The sequence below is a fragment of the Micromonospora sp. CA-248212 genome (assembly GCF_050948405.1).
In the GTDB taxonomy this organism is placed as follows: Bacteria; Actinomycetota; Actinomycetes; order Mycobacteriales; family Micromonosporaceae; genus Micromonospora.
Window position 1 is genome coordinate 6,518,109 of record NZ_CP192023.1, and the last position, 15,602, is coordinate 6,533,710.

Sequence of the window (15,602 nt, forward strand, 5' to 3'; positions counted from 1 at the left end):
CACCCCGAGGCAACCGCCTCACTGCCAGACGATGTCAGCTGCCTGCGCCGTCGGCACGGGCTTGTCGGCGGTGGACACGGTCTGCCAAACGATGTCGCCAGCCTGAGCGCCGCCCCCTGAGCTGCTGCCGAGATCAACACTGGCGATGCCGCTCACGAGTGCGGCGAGGGTGAGAAGTGAGCCAAGCAGCCGGCCCAACCTAAGACCAGACATGATTGCTCCTGTCGGAAAATGTCGTGGGGGTGGTGGAGGTTCCACGATCGTGCCACAGTGCGGGCAGCCAGAGAAGTGGTGGACAGCCCGATGGGCCCCACCGTCTGTAACTTCCCGCCGTTCGGCCCACCGCCCCCACCGCACCGGAGCAGATCACGGCCGTGCAGGGCAGGTCAGCGCTTCACACAGCGTCGAATACGACCTTCACCACAAATTCGGCGCTGTCGCGTCAGAGCACCAGATCCGACATCTTGGTCACTGTGAGTGACGCCTCCAGGAGATGCGTTCGCGTCGTGCGTTCGGCGTCCAGCCATCGACCACCATACCGGGTCTTCGCCAATAGGCCAGCCCCCGAGTCGGATTCCATCCTGGTGACCCGACGCACGTCCGAGCGCCTCAAGCGACGCGTTTCCGCAGCTCAAGCCGGCCAGGAAGCAACAACCAGGGGTCCTGCACGTCCGAGAGAAAGGACGTGGGGAGTCGCGGGCTCCGCGGGTTCAGGCCGCTTCCCACTTGTCGCTCGCGCAACCGACCTCGAAGCTCCACCAACCCTCCGCCTCGCCGAGTCGCAGGGTCGCCTTGATGGCCGGGAAATCCGCGGCCGCCGGCAGCCCTCCTGCGGCACGAACCTGAACCAGACCTTGATGAGGTGGTCTCCGGCAGGTGGGTCACGGTCCGGTGCTGGCGAGGACACGCCCGCATCATTCTCTGGAAGGGTGGCGCTCCCACCACACACCACCGCCGGACAAACTCGGTCGGCGAACCACCGGGCACCTCCGCCCGGCGAGCCGGTATCTCGAAAGACGACGCCAGGCTTGGCAGCGTCTCCGATCAGTCGTCCTTCGGCATCGGCCACACATCCCGGGAGTCGTTCAGGGCCCCTCCCGGAGGTGGCTCGACCGTCAGGGACTTCAGAGCACGCGGCAGAGAGGTAACCCCACGCCTCAACGCCCGCCACAGCAGCGCCGCCACGTACACCAGGGCGAAGAGCGCAGCGGCGGCCAGCGCCAACAGCAGCACGAGGCCGACCATTCCTGTCATCACTCGAACATTCTGACCAGCCGAGCGCCACGACGGGCACCGTGGCTGATCTTGTCGTTCCTGGTGTCGCCTCCTCGTCGACGCAGTTGGCGTAGACGAGGAGCAGAACGGCGACGCCGTGGCCCAGACGCCGGCGACCTCGGTCGGCGAGGCGCCGGCATGCAGCCAGAGCGATGCCGCCGCGTGGCGCAGGTCGTAAGGACGGCGGACCTGCGATTCGGTCAGCGCCTTCTCGCGGGCGAGCTTCCACCACCGGTCGTAGACCGACTCGGAGGGCGGCCCGCCGTGCAGGCCCCCGGAAGAAGCGCGCATCCGGGCCGACCCTGTCGTTGTCGACATGGCTGGACTCAGCCGGACTCGGCTAGATCAACGACAACGGCCCCTGATCAGCATCTCTGCTGGTCAGGGGCCGTGTCTGCACCTGGTGGCGGGTAGAGGATTCGAACCTCTGTAGCTTTCGCGACGGATTTACAGGGCGTCCGCGATCTTGGCTTGGGCATAGTCACTGAGCTGCCGTTTCTGCCGTCCAATCGCCTGTCCGGGAGAGAGCCGCCCACCATCTGCCCACGGATGGAACTTGCCCCCAGGACGCCCCTCGCGGCTACAGCGTCATCCGAACCGACTCGATGAGATGCCAACTCGCGATGCTCGCCACCGTCGACACCGCAGCGGCCATCATGAAGACCCGCGGTGAGACCGGTGGCCGGCGGAGCCGTAACGCCACGAGGGCGGCCGCAGCCGCAAGGAGAATTTGCACCGCTGCCGCTCCCAGCCTCGTCCACACGAAGAAATCCATGGGGCCGACCCAGACGAACGCGATGAAGAGGACGGTGTAGGCCGCCTCCCCGGCGAGCAGCCCGAGCGCTACGCCGAGAGCGATGCCGGCGTTGCGGGTAGTGCCCGTCCTGAAGACGTGGGCGAGGTAGCCAAGCACCAATCCGCCAACCAACGAACCAACCAGCCAGAAGGCCGACGCGCGCATGATGGAGCCGAGCCCGTCCGGTGGTGGCGCCGAATCGCTGAGCCATTGCCGACTCAGCGAGGCAACGAGGCCGTAGTAGGTCAGGGTCGACAGGGCGAGTGTGCCGACCCCAGCGACAAGAGCTGATCTGAAAGTCGGGGCGTAGTAGCTCACGACGAGGGCCACCACACCCCAGGCGAATCCCGAGCTGAAGGCTGGCACGAGGACCCTGCCCACAGCTTCCGGCACGAGGTCGGCAGCAAACGCCGCCACCCCCAGGGCGACTCCCGCGAAGACCGGGGGAAGCACCTCACGCCGTACCGACCGTCTGCCGACGGTCCTCAACTCCGTCATTCGGGCACCGTCGGACAATTGAGGTTCATGCTTGCTGCCTGCGGACGGTCGACTGCGAACATCACCTGACGTGCGGCGAACTCCTCGAACGTGTCGACCCGCACCATGCCAAGGGCTTCCAGGAGCCGGACCGATCGAAGGTTCACCTCCTGTGTGACGGCGACCAGCCGGGGTGCGTCCGGGAACCGGTCGAAGGCAAGGCCGACGGCCGCAGCGCACCCTTCTCGGGCGTAGCCACGTCCCCACCACTCCGGCAGGAAGACGTAGGACAGTTCCAGATCCCCCGTCCGGTACCGGCCGAGGTGGCACCAACCGACGATCTCTCCGGAACTCCTCGTCACCATCAGCCCGCCCGTGTGGTCACCCATTCGCCGGTCGGCCGCCACCTCGTCAGACACCGGGCCGCCGAGGTAGCGCCGCATCACCGGGTCCTGCCACATCCGCTCAAGCACCGGCAGGTCAGACGATCGGACCTCCCGCAGCACGAGACGTTGGGTCCTGGCCAGCGCCTCGCCGGACTCGGTACTCATCGCGTCATCCTCCACCAGTCCCTCACTCATCCAAGGAGTCGGACGCTGAGTACATCGATCCCCGCGGCTGGATAACTCTGAGACAACGCCAACTCGACGGCGGACCATGTCCCGATGCTTAAAGAGGACGCTCTCGCCCGACTCCAGGACGCCGCTGTCTTCTGGAGCGTCGGTTCCGGCACCGCGGCCCAGGTGATCGAAGCCGCCTGCGACTGCCTCACCGCGGGTATAGACAGCCCGACTCTCGGGATCCTCGCCGGCATCTCGCCTGTGAAGGGCGAGGAGAATGACGATCTGCGGCGTTGGCTCGAAGGCGCACTGTCGGAACTCTCTCTGGATTACTACGGTGAGGGAAGCCGAGAGAGCGGGGAGGAAGCCCTCCGAATCATGGCCCGGCGACTGCTCGCACAGACCATCGCGCCCCGTGATCTCACCTCTTGGGCATACCGATTCATCTCCTATGACGGCACTCCGCTGGCAGCCGAACTGATCGCGTTGGACAACGCCTACGACCTCGTAGCCGCCATCCACGACTGGCAACCGCACACCAGCACCGCAACCAGGGATATCGACGCGGACGTCGTCGACGAAGCTCGGCGCCTTCTCGGCCACGCAACGACCGCCGAGACGGACTGAAGCACGGACGCTCATCCGAGTGCGTCCCCGATCTTGTCGTTCATGGTGTCGTCGCCGCCGTCGATGCAGTTGGCGTAGACGCGGAGCAGGACGGCGACGCCGTGACCCAGGCGCCGGGCTACCTCGGTCGACGGGACGCCGGCATTCAGCCAGAGCGAGGCCGCCGCGTGCCGCAGGTCGTAGGGACGCCGGACGAGCGGCGAGGCCACCTGCGATTCGGTCAGCGCCTTCTCGCGGGCGAGCTTCCACCACCGGTCGTAGACCGACTCGGAGAGCGGCCCACCGTGCAGGCCCCGGAAGAACCGACCGTCCGGGCCAACCCCGTGATTCTCGACGTGCGCGCACAGCAGCTCGACGAGCCGAGGCGGGATCGGGACCGTCCGAGTCTCCGCCCTCCCCCGGTGCTTGAGTCCGCGCCGCTCGTGGGAGCCGCCGTCATCGTCCAGTGCGAGCCGGCCCGCGGGGAGGTGCCGGCGAGCACCAGGCGGCCCCAGCGGTATTCGATCTTCTCGTGGTCGCAGGACCGGGAAGGCTTGACCGCCGCCAGGTCGTCGAAGTCGGCCCCGCAGTCGGCGCACCGGGCCGGCAAGGTCACAGTCTTCCCGTCGTAGGTCCGCGGCTTCCGATGGACGCATCCCCGCGTAGTAGAGGCAGCCGAAGAAGGCGGTGACCTTGTCGGCGCGTTTGCCGAGAGATTTCACCGCCTCCAGCAGCGTGGCGACCTGGGCCGGGTTCGCCACCACCCGCCGGTCGATGGATTGCGCGACCTCGGGGGCGGTCCACTGGACCCGGTCGACCGGGTTGGAGGCGATCAGCTCCAGCTCGACGGCGTACCCAAGGACGTTGTAGAAGGTGGCCCGCTTCCGCTGGACGGTGGAGGCAGCCGCGGGCTTGCCGTCGAGGCGTACGCACAGGCTGTCCAGGACTCGGCGGACCATGGCGGGCGAGTCCAGCTCGACGACCGGGAGCGACGCGGTTTCCAGCCAGGCCAGCGCCGCCGCGTGGTCGGCCGGGATCTCGTCGGACCAGCGGCGCGGGTTGAGGCCGTAGAGGTACAGCGCCTCGCGGAGCAGAGCGTCAGTCGGTCGACCCCGCTTGGTCGGGCGGGTCAGGGTCACCGTGATCGAGGTCAGCGCTTCGACGATCGAGCGCCGGGTCTTGGCCGCCGCCCGGGGCCACTTCATCTCGACGTACGCGCGGCTGTGCGCGTACCAGGTGGTGGGGCTCTTGGTTCTGGCCTCGGAGACCGGGCGGCCGGTGGCCGGGTCGAAGGGCTCCCCCGCGTTGGCCGCCTGGACCAGCTCGGCGCGGAACGAGTGCGCCAGGGCTTTGGTACGGAACATGTCCTCGAAGCGTTGGCCGCTCACCGCCCAGCGGACCCGCCAGGGCCGAGCCTTCCGGTCGGCGCTTGGCGATCTCCCAGATCTGGACCTCGTAGCTCTTCACGCGGCGTCCTGCTCCAGGTCACCGAGCCACCGACCGAGCGCCGAGCGGCCGACCCGAAGCTGCCCGTTCGGCGACCCGCGAAGACAAGTGCCCGCCGTGCGCCAAGATGAACCGCCGGCTACGGCAACCCCGGCCGAGGAGCAGCCGGGGTCGGGGCGGATTCGAGACCGGGCAGGGTGGGAGCCGTCATCGGCCCACCCCCACAGCGAGGCGAATGCGGTGGTCCCGGGCGCAGGTCCGCCGGTACTGTCCCGGGGTCACCAAGAATCCGAACGGCGAGGTCGAGATGAACAGCGATGACGGTACGACGGTGCTGTGGCGCCCAACCGGGCCGAAAGAGCTGGATCTCGTCCGCGAGTCCGGATGGCTGAAGTGGCCGCCGCGCCTGCCGGATCAGCCGATCTTCTACCCGGTCCTGAACGAGGACTACGCGGTCATGATCGCCCGGGACTGGAACGTGCCCGCGTCCGGCGTCGGCTACGTGACCCGCTTCCGGGTCGAGTCGGAGTTCCTGAGTCGGTACCCGGTCCGCCAGGCCGGCGGAAAGACCATTCTGGAGCTGTGGGTGCCGGCCGAGGAGCTGGACGAGTTCAACGCTCACATCGTCGGACTCATCGAGGTCGTGCACGAGTTCCGCTAGCCGCCAGCTGGCGGCGAGGGTGGCCGTCATCGGATGATCCCGACGACTTCGGGCCGATTGGGCTGGACGACAGCGGCTGGAGGCAGCACCGCGACTGATGCCGGCGGCATCACCGGCGCCGGCGGCACGGGTTCGGCGGTCTCCGGCTCGTCGTCCCAATCGCCCTGCGGCTGATCGGGCTCGGGGGCCGGCGGGGTGGTGGGTGCGCTGGACAGGACGACCTTGACCAGGGCGAGGAAGGCCAGCGACGGCACGGCCGCGACGATCCAGCCCCAGATGGGCGGTTCGGCTTCGGCGACCTGGGCGGCGAGGGAGAGCAGTGCGAACGCGATCAGGAGGACGCCGACCAGGCCGACGGGTCGGCCATCTTGGCGGCGGGCGCGGATCTCCAGGCCGAGGTAGATGGCCATCAGCTCGACGGCTACGGCGTTGGCCCAGCCGATCCAGTCAGGTTGGCCGTGAGCGACGGTCAGGCCATGGACATGGGTGAAGGCCGCAGCGCCGGCCATGGTGCCGATGGCGAGCAGGATCAGCACCCAACAGGTTCATGCGTCGGTCCGACTCGAACCCGGGTCCGCGAGGGGCGCCGGTAACGGCCGCGCGACGCTAAGTTGTGTGATCTGTCGTGTGTGGAGTGAGGTTGAACGTGAGCGATCGTGAGAAGCCGTCCCAGGACCGCCTTCGTCAGCATCTCGGCAGAGGGGAATGGGCCGGGATCGGAGCTGTCGTTGGGCTTCTTAGCGCTCTTGTCGCCCTGCTTGCATGGCTGTTCCCCGTAAAGGATGACCCGAGAGCCTCATCGCTTCCCAATCTATCCGCCATGCCAACCAACAGCCTGATCCCCTCCTCCACTCACAGCACGAATACGGGAACACCCACGCCTCCTGCGACTCTGGGCAGCGGTGATGCATCGCCCACTTCAACGGGGGAGCCGAAACGAGAGGTGGTGCATAGCAGCGGCAGCCCCCGCCTCCAGACCCTTAACGAGTACGGAGATGATGATTTCCAGAATGCCGACTACTGGGATATGGACGATAACGAGATTCGCTACAACGCAGCCGGCACCACGGATCTCGCGCTTAACGAAGGCTCCCTTGGTGGAGTCAACGGAACCATCTTCGCATCACCGCCGAGTGGGCAACCGACATTGCAAGAATGCGCTCAAATCGACAACAACGCATGGTCATCTCTAGCTACGGCATCGCAGCTACGAGCAGGCTCCTCATTCTGCGTACGCAGCAGCGAGGGCCGCCACGGCAAGCTAGTGGTAACGAAGTTGAGCATGTGCGAGAAATTCCTCGAGTCGGAGAAGGACCGCGAGCGCTTCGCGGGAGATATATGCGTTTTAGAGGTCAGTTTCTTGGTTTGGGAGTGATACTGGGCGAGCGTGGGGCGCTCTGGTCGGCACCTTGATCGGCCTGCTCTGGCCTGGCGCATCGATGCGCCGACCGGCTGACACTTGACTAAGCGAGATGTCTCGTCCCGCGTGTGATCCGCCCCCCAACGCTGCTGCCGATTCCTTCTGTATTGGATCAAGGCTCCGCACGGCGCGGGGGCGGTAACCCGGCCGGCGGCAAGCCGCCCCGGCCGCCTCCGGCGCCGGGGCGGCAAGCCACCGACTGCCGCCGGACCGCCGCCCCGAGTCTGTCGATCCGCCCGACGACACGATCACGGCCAGGCGGTACGGAAGCCGAGCGGGTCGGCCTCGTCGAAGATCAGGGCTTCCGACTGCCGCGCCAGCCCAACCCCGGGACTGGCTTGCCCCCGGTCCCTCTCCCGCCGCCGGCGACACCTCACCGCAGACCCCTCAGCCGATCGCCACATGCACGGACTCCGCCAGGCGAGGACCAGACGCCAGCCGCAGCGTTTAGAGCCCCAGGAGGACCCTCAGCAGGCAAGATCGACCTGCGCACCATCTGCCCACAACCAGTCGTCATCGGCTGGACTCGGCTAGATCAACGACAACGGCCCCTGATCAGCATCTCTGCTGGTCAGGGGCCGTGTCTGCACCTGGTGGCGGGTAGAGGATTCGAACCTCTGTAGCTTTCGCGACGGATTTACAGTCCGCTCCCATTGGCCGCTCGGGCAACCCGCCAGGGCACCCCACCGCGTCGCAACGCGGCGGCGGAAGCAAGGATAGCGGCTCACCCCGGGACCGGTGCAACCGGGTACGGTCAGGGGGTCGTGCCGCTGGTGGGCGGCCGACTGCACGTCCCAGACCGCCGGACAGCAGGAGCAGAAGCATGCCAGCGAACCCGTCTTTCGACATCGTGAGCAAGGTCGACCGCCAGGAGGTCGACAACGCCCTCCGGCAGGCGGAGAAGGAGCTCGCGACGCGGTTCGACTTCCGCGGTACGGGCGCGGAGATCTCCTGGTCGGGTGAGGAGGCGATCGGCCTTCAGGCGGAGACCGAGGAGCGGGTCCGCGCCGCTCTGGACGTCTTCAAGGAGAAGTTGGTCAAGCGGAACATCTCGTTGAAGTCGTTGGACGCGGGTGAGGCGCGCGCATCCGGCAAGGTGTTCAAGATCGACTGCAAGGTGATCCAGGGCATCGAGACGGACAAGGCCAAGGCGATCAGCAAGAAGATCCGCGACGAGGGCCCGAAGGGCGTTCAGGCGCAGATCCAGGGCGACCAGCTGCGCGTCACCGGCAAGAAGCGGGACGACCTCCAGGCGGTCATCTCGCTGCTCAAGGGTGAGGACTTCGGCGTCGCCCTTCAGTTCACGAACTACCGGTAAGACCCGATCACGTCTGCCGGTGCCATCGTGGATCACTTGTTGTGACCTCGGTGGACGTCGTCGCCAACGGTCGTCCTTGGTCGCTGCTGTTCAGCGCCCGACGGGCGGGCGGCGGCCTGGCCCGCATCCGCTACGGTCGCATCGTGGATCCTCGATCTCGGCGCGCGGACACCGGACGAATACTGGGCACGCTGTCGCTCGTCGTTGGCTTTCTGACCTCGCTACTCACCCTGTCAGCGGGCTACGACGGCCGGGCGCCGCACTTCGTCGCGTTCCTCCTCGTGCTGACCGGCATCGGCCTACGGATCGAGGCGGCGATCACCGACCGAAGGCCGTAGCCCTCGACGTCGGCCGTGACCGACCGAAGGTCGGTGGCGAGGCCGCAACGCCCGTACCCGCGCCGATCCGTCAGCGGTCGACGCGGTACCAGTGGGCGGTCTCACCGGGAATCGGCGTCAACCGGACCCGCGCGCCACCCGGGTCGTCGAACATGGGTACGCCGTCGCCGAGCAGCACCGGCGCGAAGAAGATCAGGATCTCGTCGAGCAGACCGGCCCGCAGGCACTGCTTGGCGACGTCCGCGCCGAGCACGTTGACGTACTTGTCGCCGGCGGCCTCCTTGGCCTGCGCGACGGCAACGTGTAGGTCGTCGGCGAAGGTGACGCCTTCGGACGGCTCGGTGGGTGGACGGTGGGTCAGGACGATCACCGGCCCGTGGTACCGGCCGCCGAAGGCGCCTTCGCTGTCGGTGCCACGGTTCGGGTCGTCGCCGCCGAAGGTGCGGTTGCCGGCGAGGATCGCGCCGATGTTGGCCAGCAGACGGTCGGCGGTCGGGTTTTCACCGCTGAGGTGTTCGGTGAGCCAGGACATGTCACCGCCGGGGCCGGCGATGTAGCCGTCGAGTGACGCGGTTGCCGAGTAGAGCAGCTTGGCCATGGTTCCCCTCTCGTCGACGCTCAGTCTGGCGCACCCCACCGACATCGCCGGAAAACGTCGGAGAAGGTCAGATCGGGACGGGCGCGTCGGCGCGTACCGCCTGGTTTTCCGCTCGGGCGATGGGCCCGGCGGGCAGCGCGGCGACCGCGGCCGCGACGGCCACCGCCGCGCCCGCGAAGACGAAGGCCCACGGCACGCCGCCGGCGTGGTCCACGATCAGGCCGGCCACCGCGCCGCCGGCGGCGCTCGCCGCCACGGCCACCGTGACCACCCAGGTGTACGCCTCGTTCAACATGCCCGCCGGGGCGATCCGGCCGACCAGGGTGTTCTCCAGGGTCAGCGCCGGAGCGATGACGGCCCCACCGACGACCAGCGCGACGCCCAACGCCAGCGGCGTGGGCATGAGCGCGAACACCACGAACGTGCCGGCCAGCGCGGCGAGCAGCAGGGCGAACTGGCGGGTCATGTTCGGCGGGGGGCGGCGGACGCCGAACCAGAAGCCGCCGATGGCGCTGCCGACCCCCCAGACCGCCAGCAGCAGCCCGGCGAGGCTCTCCGGGTCGTCGGTGGTGGCGTTGCCGGCGTACGCGGGGACGATGACACCGGCGGCGCCGAACGCGATGCCCAGTCCGGCGACGCAGAGCAGCAGTGCCGGGAAGCCGGCGACCCGTAGCGGACCGAGTCCCCGGGCGTGGTGTTCGCGCGGGTGGGGCCGCCAGTCGCGCATCACCCGGCCGAGGGCGACGGCGGTGGTGCCGACCAGGGTGACGACCGCCGCCCCGATCAGCGCGGCCGCCGCGTCGGCGACCAGCACGAACCCTGCCACGAGCAGCGGGCCCAGCACGAACACGATCTCGAACAGCGAGGTCTCCGCCGCGAGGGCGGTGTTGCGCAGGGCGTACCGGCCGGAGGCGGGGCTGGTCAGTTCGTTCCAGGCGCCGCGGATGGCGGCGGTCAGCGGCGGGTACGTCGCGCCGGCGACGCCGGCCGTCAGGTAGATGGCGGCGAGGGCGTCGTCGCCGGAGCGGCTGGCCAGCAGCAGCCCGGTGAGCGCCAACGGGTGGGCCACGGCGGTGACCAGCAGCACCGGGCTCGGACCGACCCGGTCGGCGATGCGTCCGGCCACCGGGCTGAGCGCGGCGCCGGCGACGGCGTAGATGCCGCCCGCGATGGCGGCCAGGGAGTAGCGCCCGGTCACCTGCTCGACCACGAGCAGCAGCGCCAGCGGCGTCATGCCGATGCCGAGCCGGCCGATGATGCCGGTGACCAGCAGGATCGGCGCACCGGGGATCCGCCAGACACCCAGGTACTGGCGCAGTGCGGCCACGAGGTGTACCTCCGCTGGGACAGGTAACGGGTAGAAGCCCTGTCGACCCTAACGTCCGAGGTCAGGCCATGGATGGTCGATCCGCTCACAGCAGCGCGGAGGCCGGGACTGACCGAGCGGTCACAAAGGGGGTAGGTTGCTGATCGAATTGGGTCCATACGCCGGCACCGCACGATGAGGCAGGAGGTCCGATGTCCGGGACTACCACCGCACCTCTGCGAGTCGAGATCTATTCGCTGTACGGCGACGCGAAGCCCAGTGAGGCCGCCTCGCCCAGCCTGCGCGGCTCCCTGCCCGCCCGGGCTGTCCAACAGTGCCCGCCGGTCGCCATCGCCTCGGGGTTCGGCTGGTACGTCTACCCGCCAACCGACTTCGCGCTGCGCTGGGACGGGCAGGACACCGAGTGGGCGCTGCTGGCGGAGAACGAGCCGGCCCAGTGGCGTTCGCTCGCCGGCGGTTACGACGGAAAGCTGCCGGACGCGGCCGGCCAGTTGCAGGCGGCGCCCGAGCAGTTCCACGGTGACCTGGACATCTTCGACAGGTACGGCGCGAGCATCCCGTTCCTCGACGCCGACCCGCGCGCCGCCAACACGGTCGAGCTGGTCGCCGGCGTGGTGGCGCGTACGTCCCCGGGCTGGTGCCTGATGGCCCGGGGCGTGCCGAACTGGCCCGCTCAGCGCGGCGTGCAGCTCTACGAGGGCGTGGTCGAGACCGACTGGTACACCTCGTTGCTGCCCACCATCCTGCGGCTCACCGAGGTGGGGCAGGTGGTGCGCTTCTACCGGAACATCCCTCTCATGTGCCTGCAACCGGTGCACCGGTCGACACTGGAGGCCTTCCGGCAGGCCGAACTGGTCACCGGGGAAGGGCTGCCGGCGTGGCCGGAGGACGTCTGGTCGGACTTCGTGGCGCTGCGCCGCCGCCGCCAGGATCCGGAGATCCGCAGCAGCTACCGCCGGGAACAGGCCCGCCGGGTCCGGGAGAACGCCGCCTACCAGCCGATCGGGGTAGCGGAAGCGGACCAGCCGACCTGATGCCCGACACCGACGCACAGCTCACGCCGTCGCCCGGTTACCGAGCGCTGTTCCGGCATCCGGTCGCTTCCCGTCTGGTCATCGCCCGGGGCATCTCGGAGCTGGGTGACTTCGTGGGCCTGGCCGCTCTGCTGCTGCTCGCGTACGACCAGACGAACTCCGTCCTCGGCCCGGCCGCGGTCTACGCCGCGCGTACCCTGCCGGCCCTGCTGGTCGCCACGGTGTTCAGCGGCTGGCTGGACGTGCCGGCCCGCCGCACCCTGCTGGTCTGGCTGTCGGTGGCCGGCGCCGCGCTGATCGCCGTCCCCGCGGCGGTCCCCGAGCCGCTGCCGGCGATCGTGGCGGCGGGCCTGCTGGGCGCGGTACGGGCCGCCTACGCGAGCGTCAACGTGGCCGTCGCCGCCGAGGCGGTGGACGCTCCGCTGCGGCTGCCGCTGTTCGGCCTCAGCGCCTTCGCCAACCAGGCGGGCCAGGTGGTCGGCCTGCTCGCGGGGGCCAGTCTGACGGTGGCTCTCGGCTCCCGGGTGGCGCTCCTGATCGACCTCGGGTCGTTCCTGATCGCCGCGGTCGTCCTGGCCGGACTGCCGAAGCGCCCCCACCAGGTACGCGGGCCGCGTCCACCGGCGACCGCAGGCGTGCGCATCATCGCCCGCCATCCGGTGCTGCGGGGCGTCGCCCTGCTCACCCTGGCCACGGTGCTGTCCGGCGCGCTCCCGGAGACCCTCGCCCCGGATCTGGCCGGCGGGGCCTGGCGTCCCGCCGTGCTGGCGGCGTCGGCGTTGGGAGGTGCCGTCTTCGTGCTGGTGGTGGGCCGGTCGCGGTGGTTGGGCCGGTTGGCCGGACAGGTGGCCGTCGCCGCGGCGCTGGCCGGCGCGCTGTTGCTGACCGGTGTCCTGGTCGCCGTCGACGCGCCGCTGGGGGCGCTGACGGTCGGCAACGCGTTGATCGGCGCGGGCGGCGGTTGGTTGATCGGGGCGCAGGCCACGTTCGCCCGGTTGGCCCCACCGGAACGGATGGGGCAGGTCGAGGCGACGATCGTCGCGGCGAACATCGTCACCTCGGGGATCGGCATCTTCCTGCTGGGTGGCGTGGCCGCCGTGCTCTCGCCCGGCGCGTCGTACCTGACGGCGGGCGTCGTCCTGCTCGCCGTCGTGCTGCTGACCCGTCTGGATCGGCCGCCCGCGCCGGAGTGACCTGGAAACGACTCCGCCCGCGTCCGTGAGCGGACGCGGGCGGAGTACGGGGTTCGGCGGGTCAGCGCTGGAACTGCACCGGCCCCGAGTTGGCGGCCATCCGCTCCAGGCGGGCGACCCGGTCCTCCATCTTCGGGTGGGTGGAGAAGAGGGCAGCCACCGCGCCACCGGCGAACGGGTTGGCGATCATCAGGTGGGCGCTGCTGGTGAGCGTGCCCTGAGCCGGCAGCGGACGTCGCCGGGCCACGGCATCGATCTTGCGCAGGGCGCTGGCCAGGGCCAGCGGGTCGCGGCTCAGCTCGGCGCCGGACTGGTCTGCCTGGAACTCGCGGCTGCGGCTGATCGCCAACTGGATCACGGTGGCCGCGATCGGCCCGAGGATCAGGGTCAGCAGCAGGACGGCCGGGTTCGGCGAGTCCTCGTCGTCCCCGCCACCCAGCGGGATGAACCAGGCGATGTTCGCCAGGAACGTGATGATGCCGGCCAGGCCGGCCGCGACGCTGGAGATCAGGATGTCCCGGTTGTAGACGTGGGACAGCTCGTGCCCGATCACACCGCGCAGCTCCCGGTAGTCCAGGATCTCGGTGATGCCCTGGGTCACGCAGACCGCCGCGTGCTGCGGGTTACGCCCGGTCGCGAACGCGTTCGGCTGGGCGGTCGGGCTGACGTACAGGCGCGGCATCGGCTGTTGGGCCTCGGTCGCCAGTTCGCGCACCATTCGGTACAGCTCGGGGAACTGTGCCTCGCTGACCGGTTGCGCCCGCATCGAGCGCAGCGCGATCTTGTCGGAGTAGAAGTAGGAAATGCCGTTCATGACCAGTGAGATGAGGACGGCGATGACCAGGCCGCCACTGCCACCGAACCCGTAGCCCACCGCGAGGATCAGCGCGGTGAGCAGGCCGAGCAGCGCGGCGGTCTTCAGACGGTTGTGGTGCACGATCTCTCCTTCGGTGCGCGGATCGCCTCGATCCGCTGACCGGTACAACAACCCGATACCCGTCAACCATCCGTCGGAACGCTGAGAGTTGACTGAGACCCGCTCAGCGGGCGGCGAGATCCAGCACGAGCTGCGGGGCGACGCCGAGCACCACGGCGGCCACCGTGGCCACCGCCAGCACCACCGCCACCACACCCACCAGGGGTACGGCCACCACGCCGTCTCCGCCCGGCGCGGGGCGCGGCGTCCACAGGCCGGCCGTCACCCGCAGGTAGTAGGCGAGCCCGAGTACCGCGTTCAGCGCCACCACCAGCGCCAACCAGGCCGCGCCGCCGTCCAGCAGCGACCGGACCACCGTCACCTTCGCGAACAACCCGGCCAGGCCCGGTGGCAGTCCCGCGAGACCCACCAGCGCGAGGCCGAGGGCAGCGCCGCGCCACGGGTGCCGGCGCGCGGCCCCGCGCAGGTCGTCAAGCGTGCCGCCGTCCGCCCCCGCCGGGCGCAGCGCGGTCACCCCGGCGAACGCCGCCAACTCCAGCACCACGAAGAACACGGCGTACGCCACGGCGGCGGCGTACGCGGCCGACCGCGCCTCGCCCGTGCGGCCGGCGGCCAGCGCAAGCGCGCCCAGCGGGGCGAGGATGTATCCGGCCTGCGCGACCGACGACCAGGCGAGCAGGCGGACGGTACGCCGCTGACGCAGCGCCACCAGATTGCCGACGGTCATCGTGAGCACCGCCAACAGGGCGAGCACCGGTCCGGTCCGGTCCGCCGGCAGCGCCCGCTGCACCACGGCCAGCACCGCCACCAGGCCGCCCAGTTTCGACGCCGTCGACAGGTACGCGGCCACCGGCAGCGGAGCTCCGTCGTAGGTGGCCGGCGCCCAGGCGTGGAACGGCACCGCCGCCACCTTGAAGGCCAGCCCGAGCAGCAGCAGCGTCACGGCGGCGGTGGTCAGCGGCAGGTCGCGCAACTCCGGCCGCTCGGCCAGCAGCGCGCCCACCCGATCGAGGTGCAGCCCGCCGGTCACCGCGTACAGCAACGCCGCGCCGAGCAGCGTCAGCGTGGTGGCGACCACGCTGACCACGAAGAACGTCACCGCCGCCTCGGCGCTGGCCAGGCTGCCCCGGCGCAGGCCCACCAGCACGTACAGCGGCAGGGTCAGCGTCTCCAACGCCACGATCAGGGTGATCAGGTCGCCGGCCGCGCCGAGCACCACGCCGCCGGTCATCGAACAGGCGAGCAGGAAGGCGTACTCCCCCACCGGTGACCGACCGTCCCGCAGCGCCGGCACGGACAGCCCGAGCACGCCCAGGGTGAGCAACGCCACCACCGCGCCGACCAGGGCCGCCCGGCCACCGAAGACCCACGAGCAGTCCGCGCCGACACAGAACGTCCGCCGCTCGCCGCCCGCGCCCACCAGCGCCGAGAAGACGGCCGTGCCGAGCGCCCCGAGCGCGGCCACCGCGACCGTGGCGCGGGGCCGCGCCAGCACGAGGTCGACCACCAACACGAGTACGGCGGTGCCGGCGGCCAGGTACGCCGGGAGCAACGCGATGCTGTCCACGCTCTGCACGACGCTCATCGGGCCGCCTCCGGTCGCGGCGCGCTTCTCG

General features: G+C 69.8%; 17 protein-coding genes and 1 tRNA gene. 7 read left to right on the top strand and 11 right to left on the bottom strand.

Translation table 11 applies throughout. The features are described from left to right. Positions 1 to 18 precede the first annotated feature (18 nt). From ACQP03_RS30670 to ACQP03_RS30685, 4 genes are all read right to left on the bottom strand, one after another. A complete protein-coding gene (locus tag ACQP03_RS30670; RefSeq protein WP_357134051.1) occupies positions 19 to 156 on the bottom strand; it encodes a hypothetical protein in 138 nt (45 codons plus the stop codon). A gap of 888 nt (positions 157 to 1,044) precedes the next feature. Then, entirely contained in the window at positions 1,045 to 1,254 is a 210-nt protein-coding gene (locus tag ACQP03_RS30675; RefSeq protein WP_433459323.1) for a hypothetical protein, read from the bottom strand. A 601-nt stretch (positions 1,255 to 1,855) separates the two neighbouring features. Beyond that, positions 1,856 to 2,569: a DUF6518 family protein gene (locus tag ACQP03_RS30680; protein WP_357134059.1), complete on the bottom strand. Its 714-nt coding sequence runs from the start codon at positions 2,567 to 2,569 to the stop codon at positions 1,856 to 1,858. Continuing rightward, positions 2,566 to 3,099 carry a GNAT family N-acetyltransferase gene (locus tag ACQP03_RS30685; RefSeq protein ID WP_357134061.1) on the bottom strand — a complete coding sequence of 178 codons (534 nt, stop codon included), beginning with the start codon at positions 3,097 to 3,099 and terminating at the stop codon, positions 2,566 to 2,568. The genes ACQP03_RS30680 and ACQP03_RS30685 overlap by 4 nt, the downstream gene beginning before the upstream one ends. A 114-nt stretch (positions 3,100 to 3,213) precedes the next feature. Between ACQP03_RS30685 and ACQP03_RS30690 the strand changes: the two genes are divergently transcribed. After that, positions 3,214 to 3,735 carry a hypothetical protein gene (locus tag ACQP03_RS30690; RefSeq protein WP_357134064.1) on the top strand — a complete coding sequence of 174 codons (522 nt, stop codon included), beginning with the start codon at positions 3,214 to 3,216 and terminating at the stop codon, positions 3,733 to 3,735. Between the two features lie 11 nt (positions 3,736 to 3,746). Here the strand turns inward: ACQP03_RS30690 and ACQP03_RS30695 are convergent, their stop codons facing one another. Then, positions 3,747 to 5,078 (bottom strand): tyrosine-type recombinase/integrase, encoded by a 1,332-nt coding sequence (locus ACQP03_RS30695; protein WP_433459326.1) that lies wholly within the window; start codon positions 5,076 to 5,078, stop codon positions 3,747 to 3,749. A 389-nt stretch (positions 5,079 to 5,467) separates the two neighbouring features. Between ACQP03_RS30695 and ACQP03_RS30700 the strand changes: the two genes are divergently transcribed. Then, positions 5,468 to 5,821 (top strand): hypothetical protein, encoded by a 354-nt coding sequence (locus tag ACQP03_RS30700; RefSeq protein ID WP_357134069.1) that lies wholly within the window; start codon positions 5,468 to 5,470, stop codon positions 5,819 to 5,821. 26 nt (positions 5,822 to 5,847) lie between these two features. Here the strand turns inward: ACQP03_RS30700 and ACQP03_RS30705 are convergent, their stop codons facing one another. Further along, on the bottom strand, positions 5,848 to 6,357 hold the full coding sequence (locus ACQP03_RS30705; protein ID WP_433459328.1) for a DUF2637 domain-containing protein: 510 nt from the start codon (positions 6,355 to 6,357) through the stop codon (positions 5,848 to 5,850). A 284-nt stretch (positions 6,358 to 6,641) separates the two neighbouring features. Between ACQP03_RS30705 and ACQP03_RS30710 the strand changes: the two genes are divergently transcribed. After that, a complete protein-coding gene (locus tag ACQP03_RS30710) occupies positions 6,642 to 7,196 on the top strand; it encodes a hypothetical protein (protein ID WP_433459330.1) in 555 nt (184 codons plus the stop codon). A gap of 636 nt (positions 7,197 to 7,832) precedes the next feature. Here the strand turns inward: ACQP03_RS30710 and ACQP03_RS30715 are convergent. Beyond that, positions 7,833 to 7,916, bottom strand: a tRNA-Tyr gene (locus tag ACQP03_RS30715). Positions 7,917 to 8,064: 148 nt separating this feature from the next. Here ACQP03_RS30715 and ACQP03_RS30720 point away from each other — a divergent pair. Then, positions 8,065 to 8,559 (top strand): YajQ family cyclic di-GMP-binding protein, encoded by a 495-nt coding sequence (locus ACQP03_RS30720; protein WP_357134078.1) that lies wholly within the window; start codon positions 8,065 to 8,067, stop codon positions 8,557 to 8,559. A 41-nt stretch (positions 8,560 to 8,600) separates the two neighbouring features. Then, entirely contained in the window at positions 8,601 to 8,897 is a 297-nt protein-coding gene (locus tag ACQP03_RS30725) for a hypothetical protein (protein WP_357134081.1), read from the top strand. 70 nt (positions 8,898 to 8,967) lie between these two features. On the opposite strand, the gene ACQP03_RS30730 is transcribed toward ACQP03_RS30725, so the two are convergent. Beyond that, positions 8,968 to 9,495 carry a dihydrofolate reductase family protein gene (locus tag ACQP03_RS30730; protein ID WP_357134084.1) on the bottom strand — a complete coding sequence of 176 codons (528 nt, stop codon included), beginning with the start codon at positions 9,493 to 9,495 and terminating at the stop codon, positions 8,968 to 8,970. Positions 9,496 to 9,562: 67 nt separating this feature from the next. Then, positions 9,563 to 10,822, bottom strand: a complete 1,260-nt coding sequence (locus ACQP03_RS30735; RefSeq protein ID WP_357134086.1) for an MFS transporter — start codon at positions 10,820 to 10,822, stop codon at positions 9,563 to 9,565. 191 nt (positions 10,823 to 11,013) lie between these two features. On the opposite strand from ACQP03_RS30735, the gene ACQP03_RS30740 reads away from it, so the two are divergent. Further along, positions 11,014 to 11,856, top strand: a complete 843-nt coding sequence (locus ACQP03_RS30740; protein WP_433459333.1) for a DUF6065 family protein — start codon at positions 11,014 to 11,016, stop codon at positions 11,854 to 11,856. Then, on the top strand, positions 11,856 to 13,049 hold the full coding sequence (locus ACQP03_RS30745; RefSeq protein ID WP_357174332.1) for an MFS transporter: 1,194 nt from the start codon (positions 11,856 to 11,858) through the stop codon (positions 13,047 to 13,049). The genes ACQP03_RS30740 and ACQP03_RS30745 overlap by 1 nt, the downstream gene beginning before the upstream one ends. A gap of 61 nt (positions 13,050 to 13,110) precedes the next feature. Here ACQP03_RS30745 and htpX read toward each other — a convergent pair whose 3' ends face one another. Both htpX and ACQP03_RS30755 read right to left on the bottom strand, forming a co-directional pair. Continuing rightward, a complete protein-coding gene (htpX, locus tag ACQP03_RS30750) occupies positions 13,111 to 13,986 on the bottom strand; it encodes a zinc metalloprotease HtpX (protein WP_357134095.1) in 876 nt (291 codons plus the stop codon). 103 nt (positions 13,987 to 14,089) lie between these two features. Beyond that, the gene (locus tag ACQP03_RS30755) at positions 14,090 to 15,571 is read right to left on the bottom strand and encodes an NADH-quinone oxidoreductase subunit N (protein WP_357174330.1); all 1,482 of its coding nucleotides are present in this window, start codon (positions 15,569 to 15,571) and stop codon (positions 14,090 to 14,092) included. Between the last annotated feature and the right edge of the window lie 31 nt (positions 15,572 to 15,602).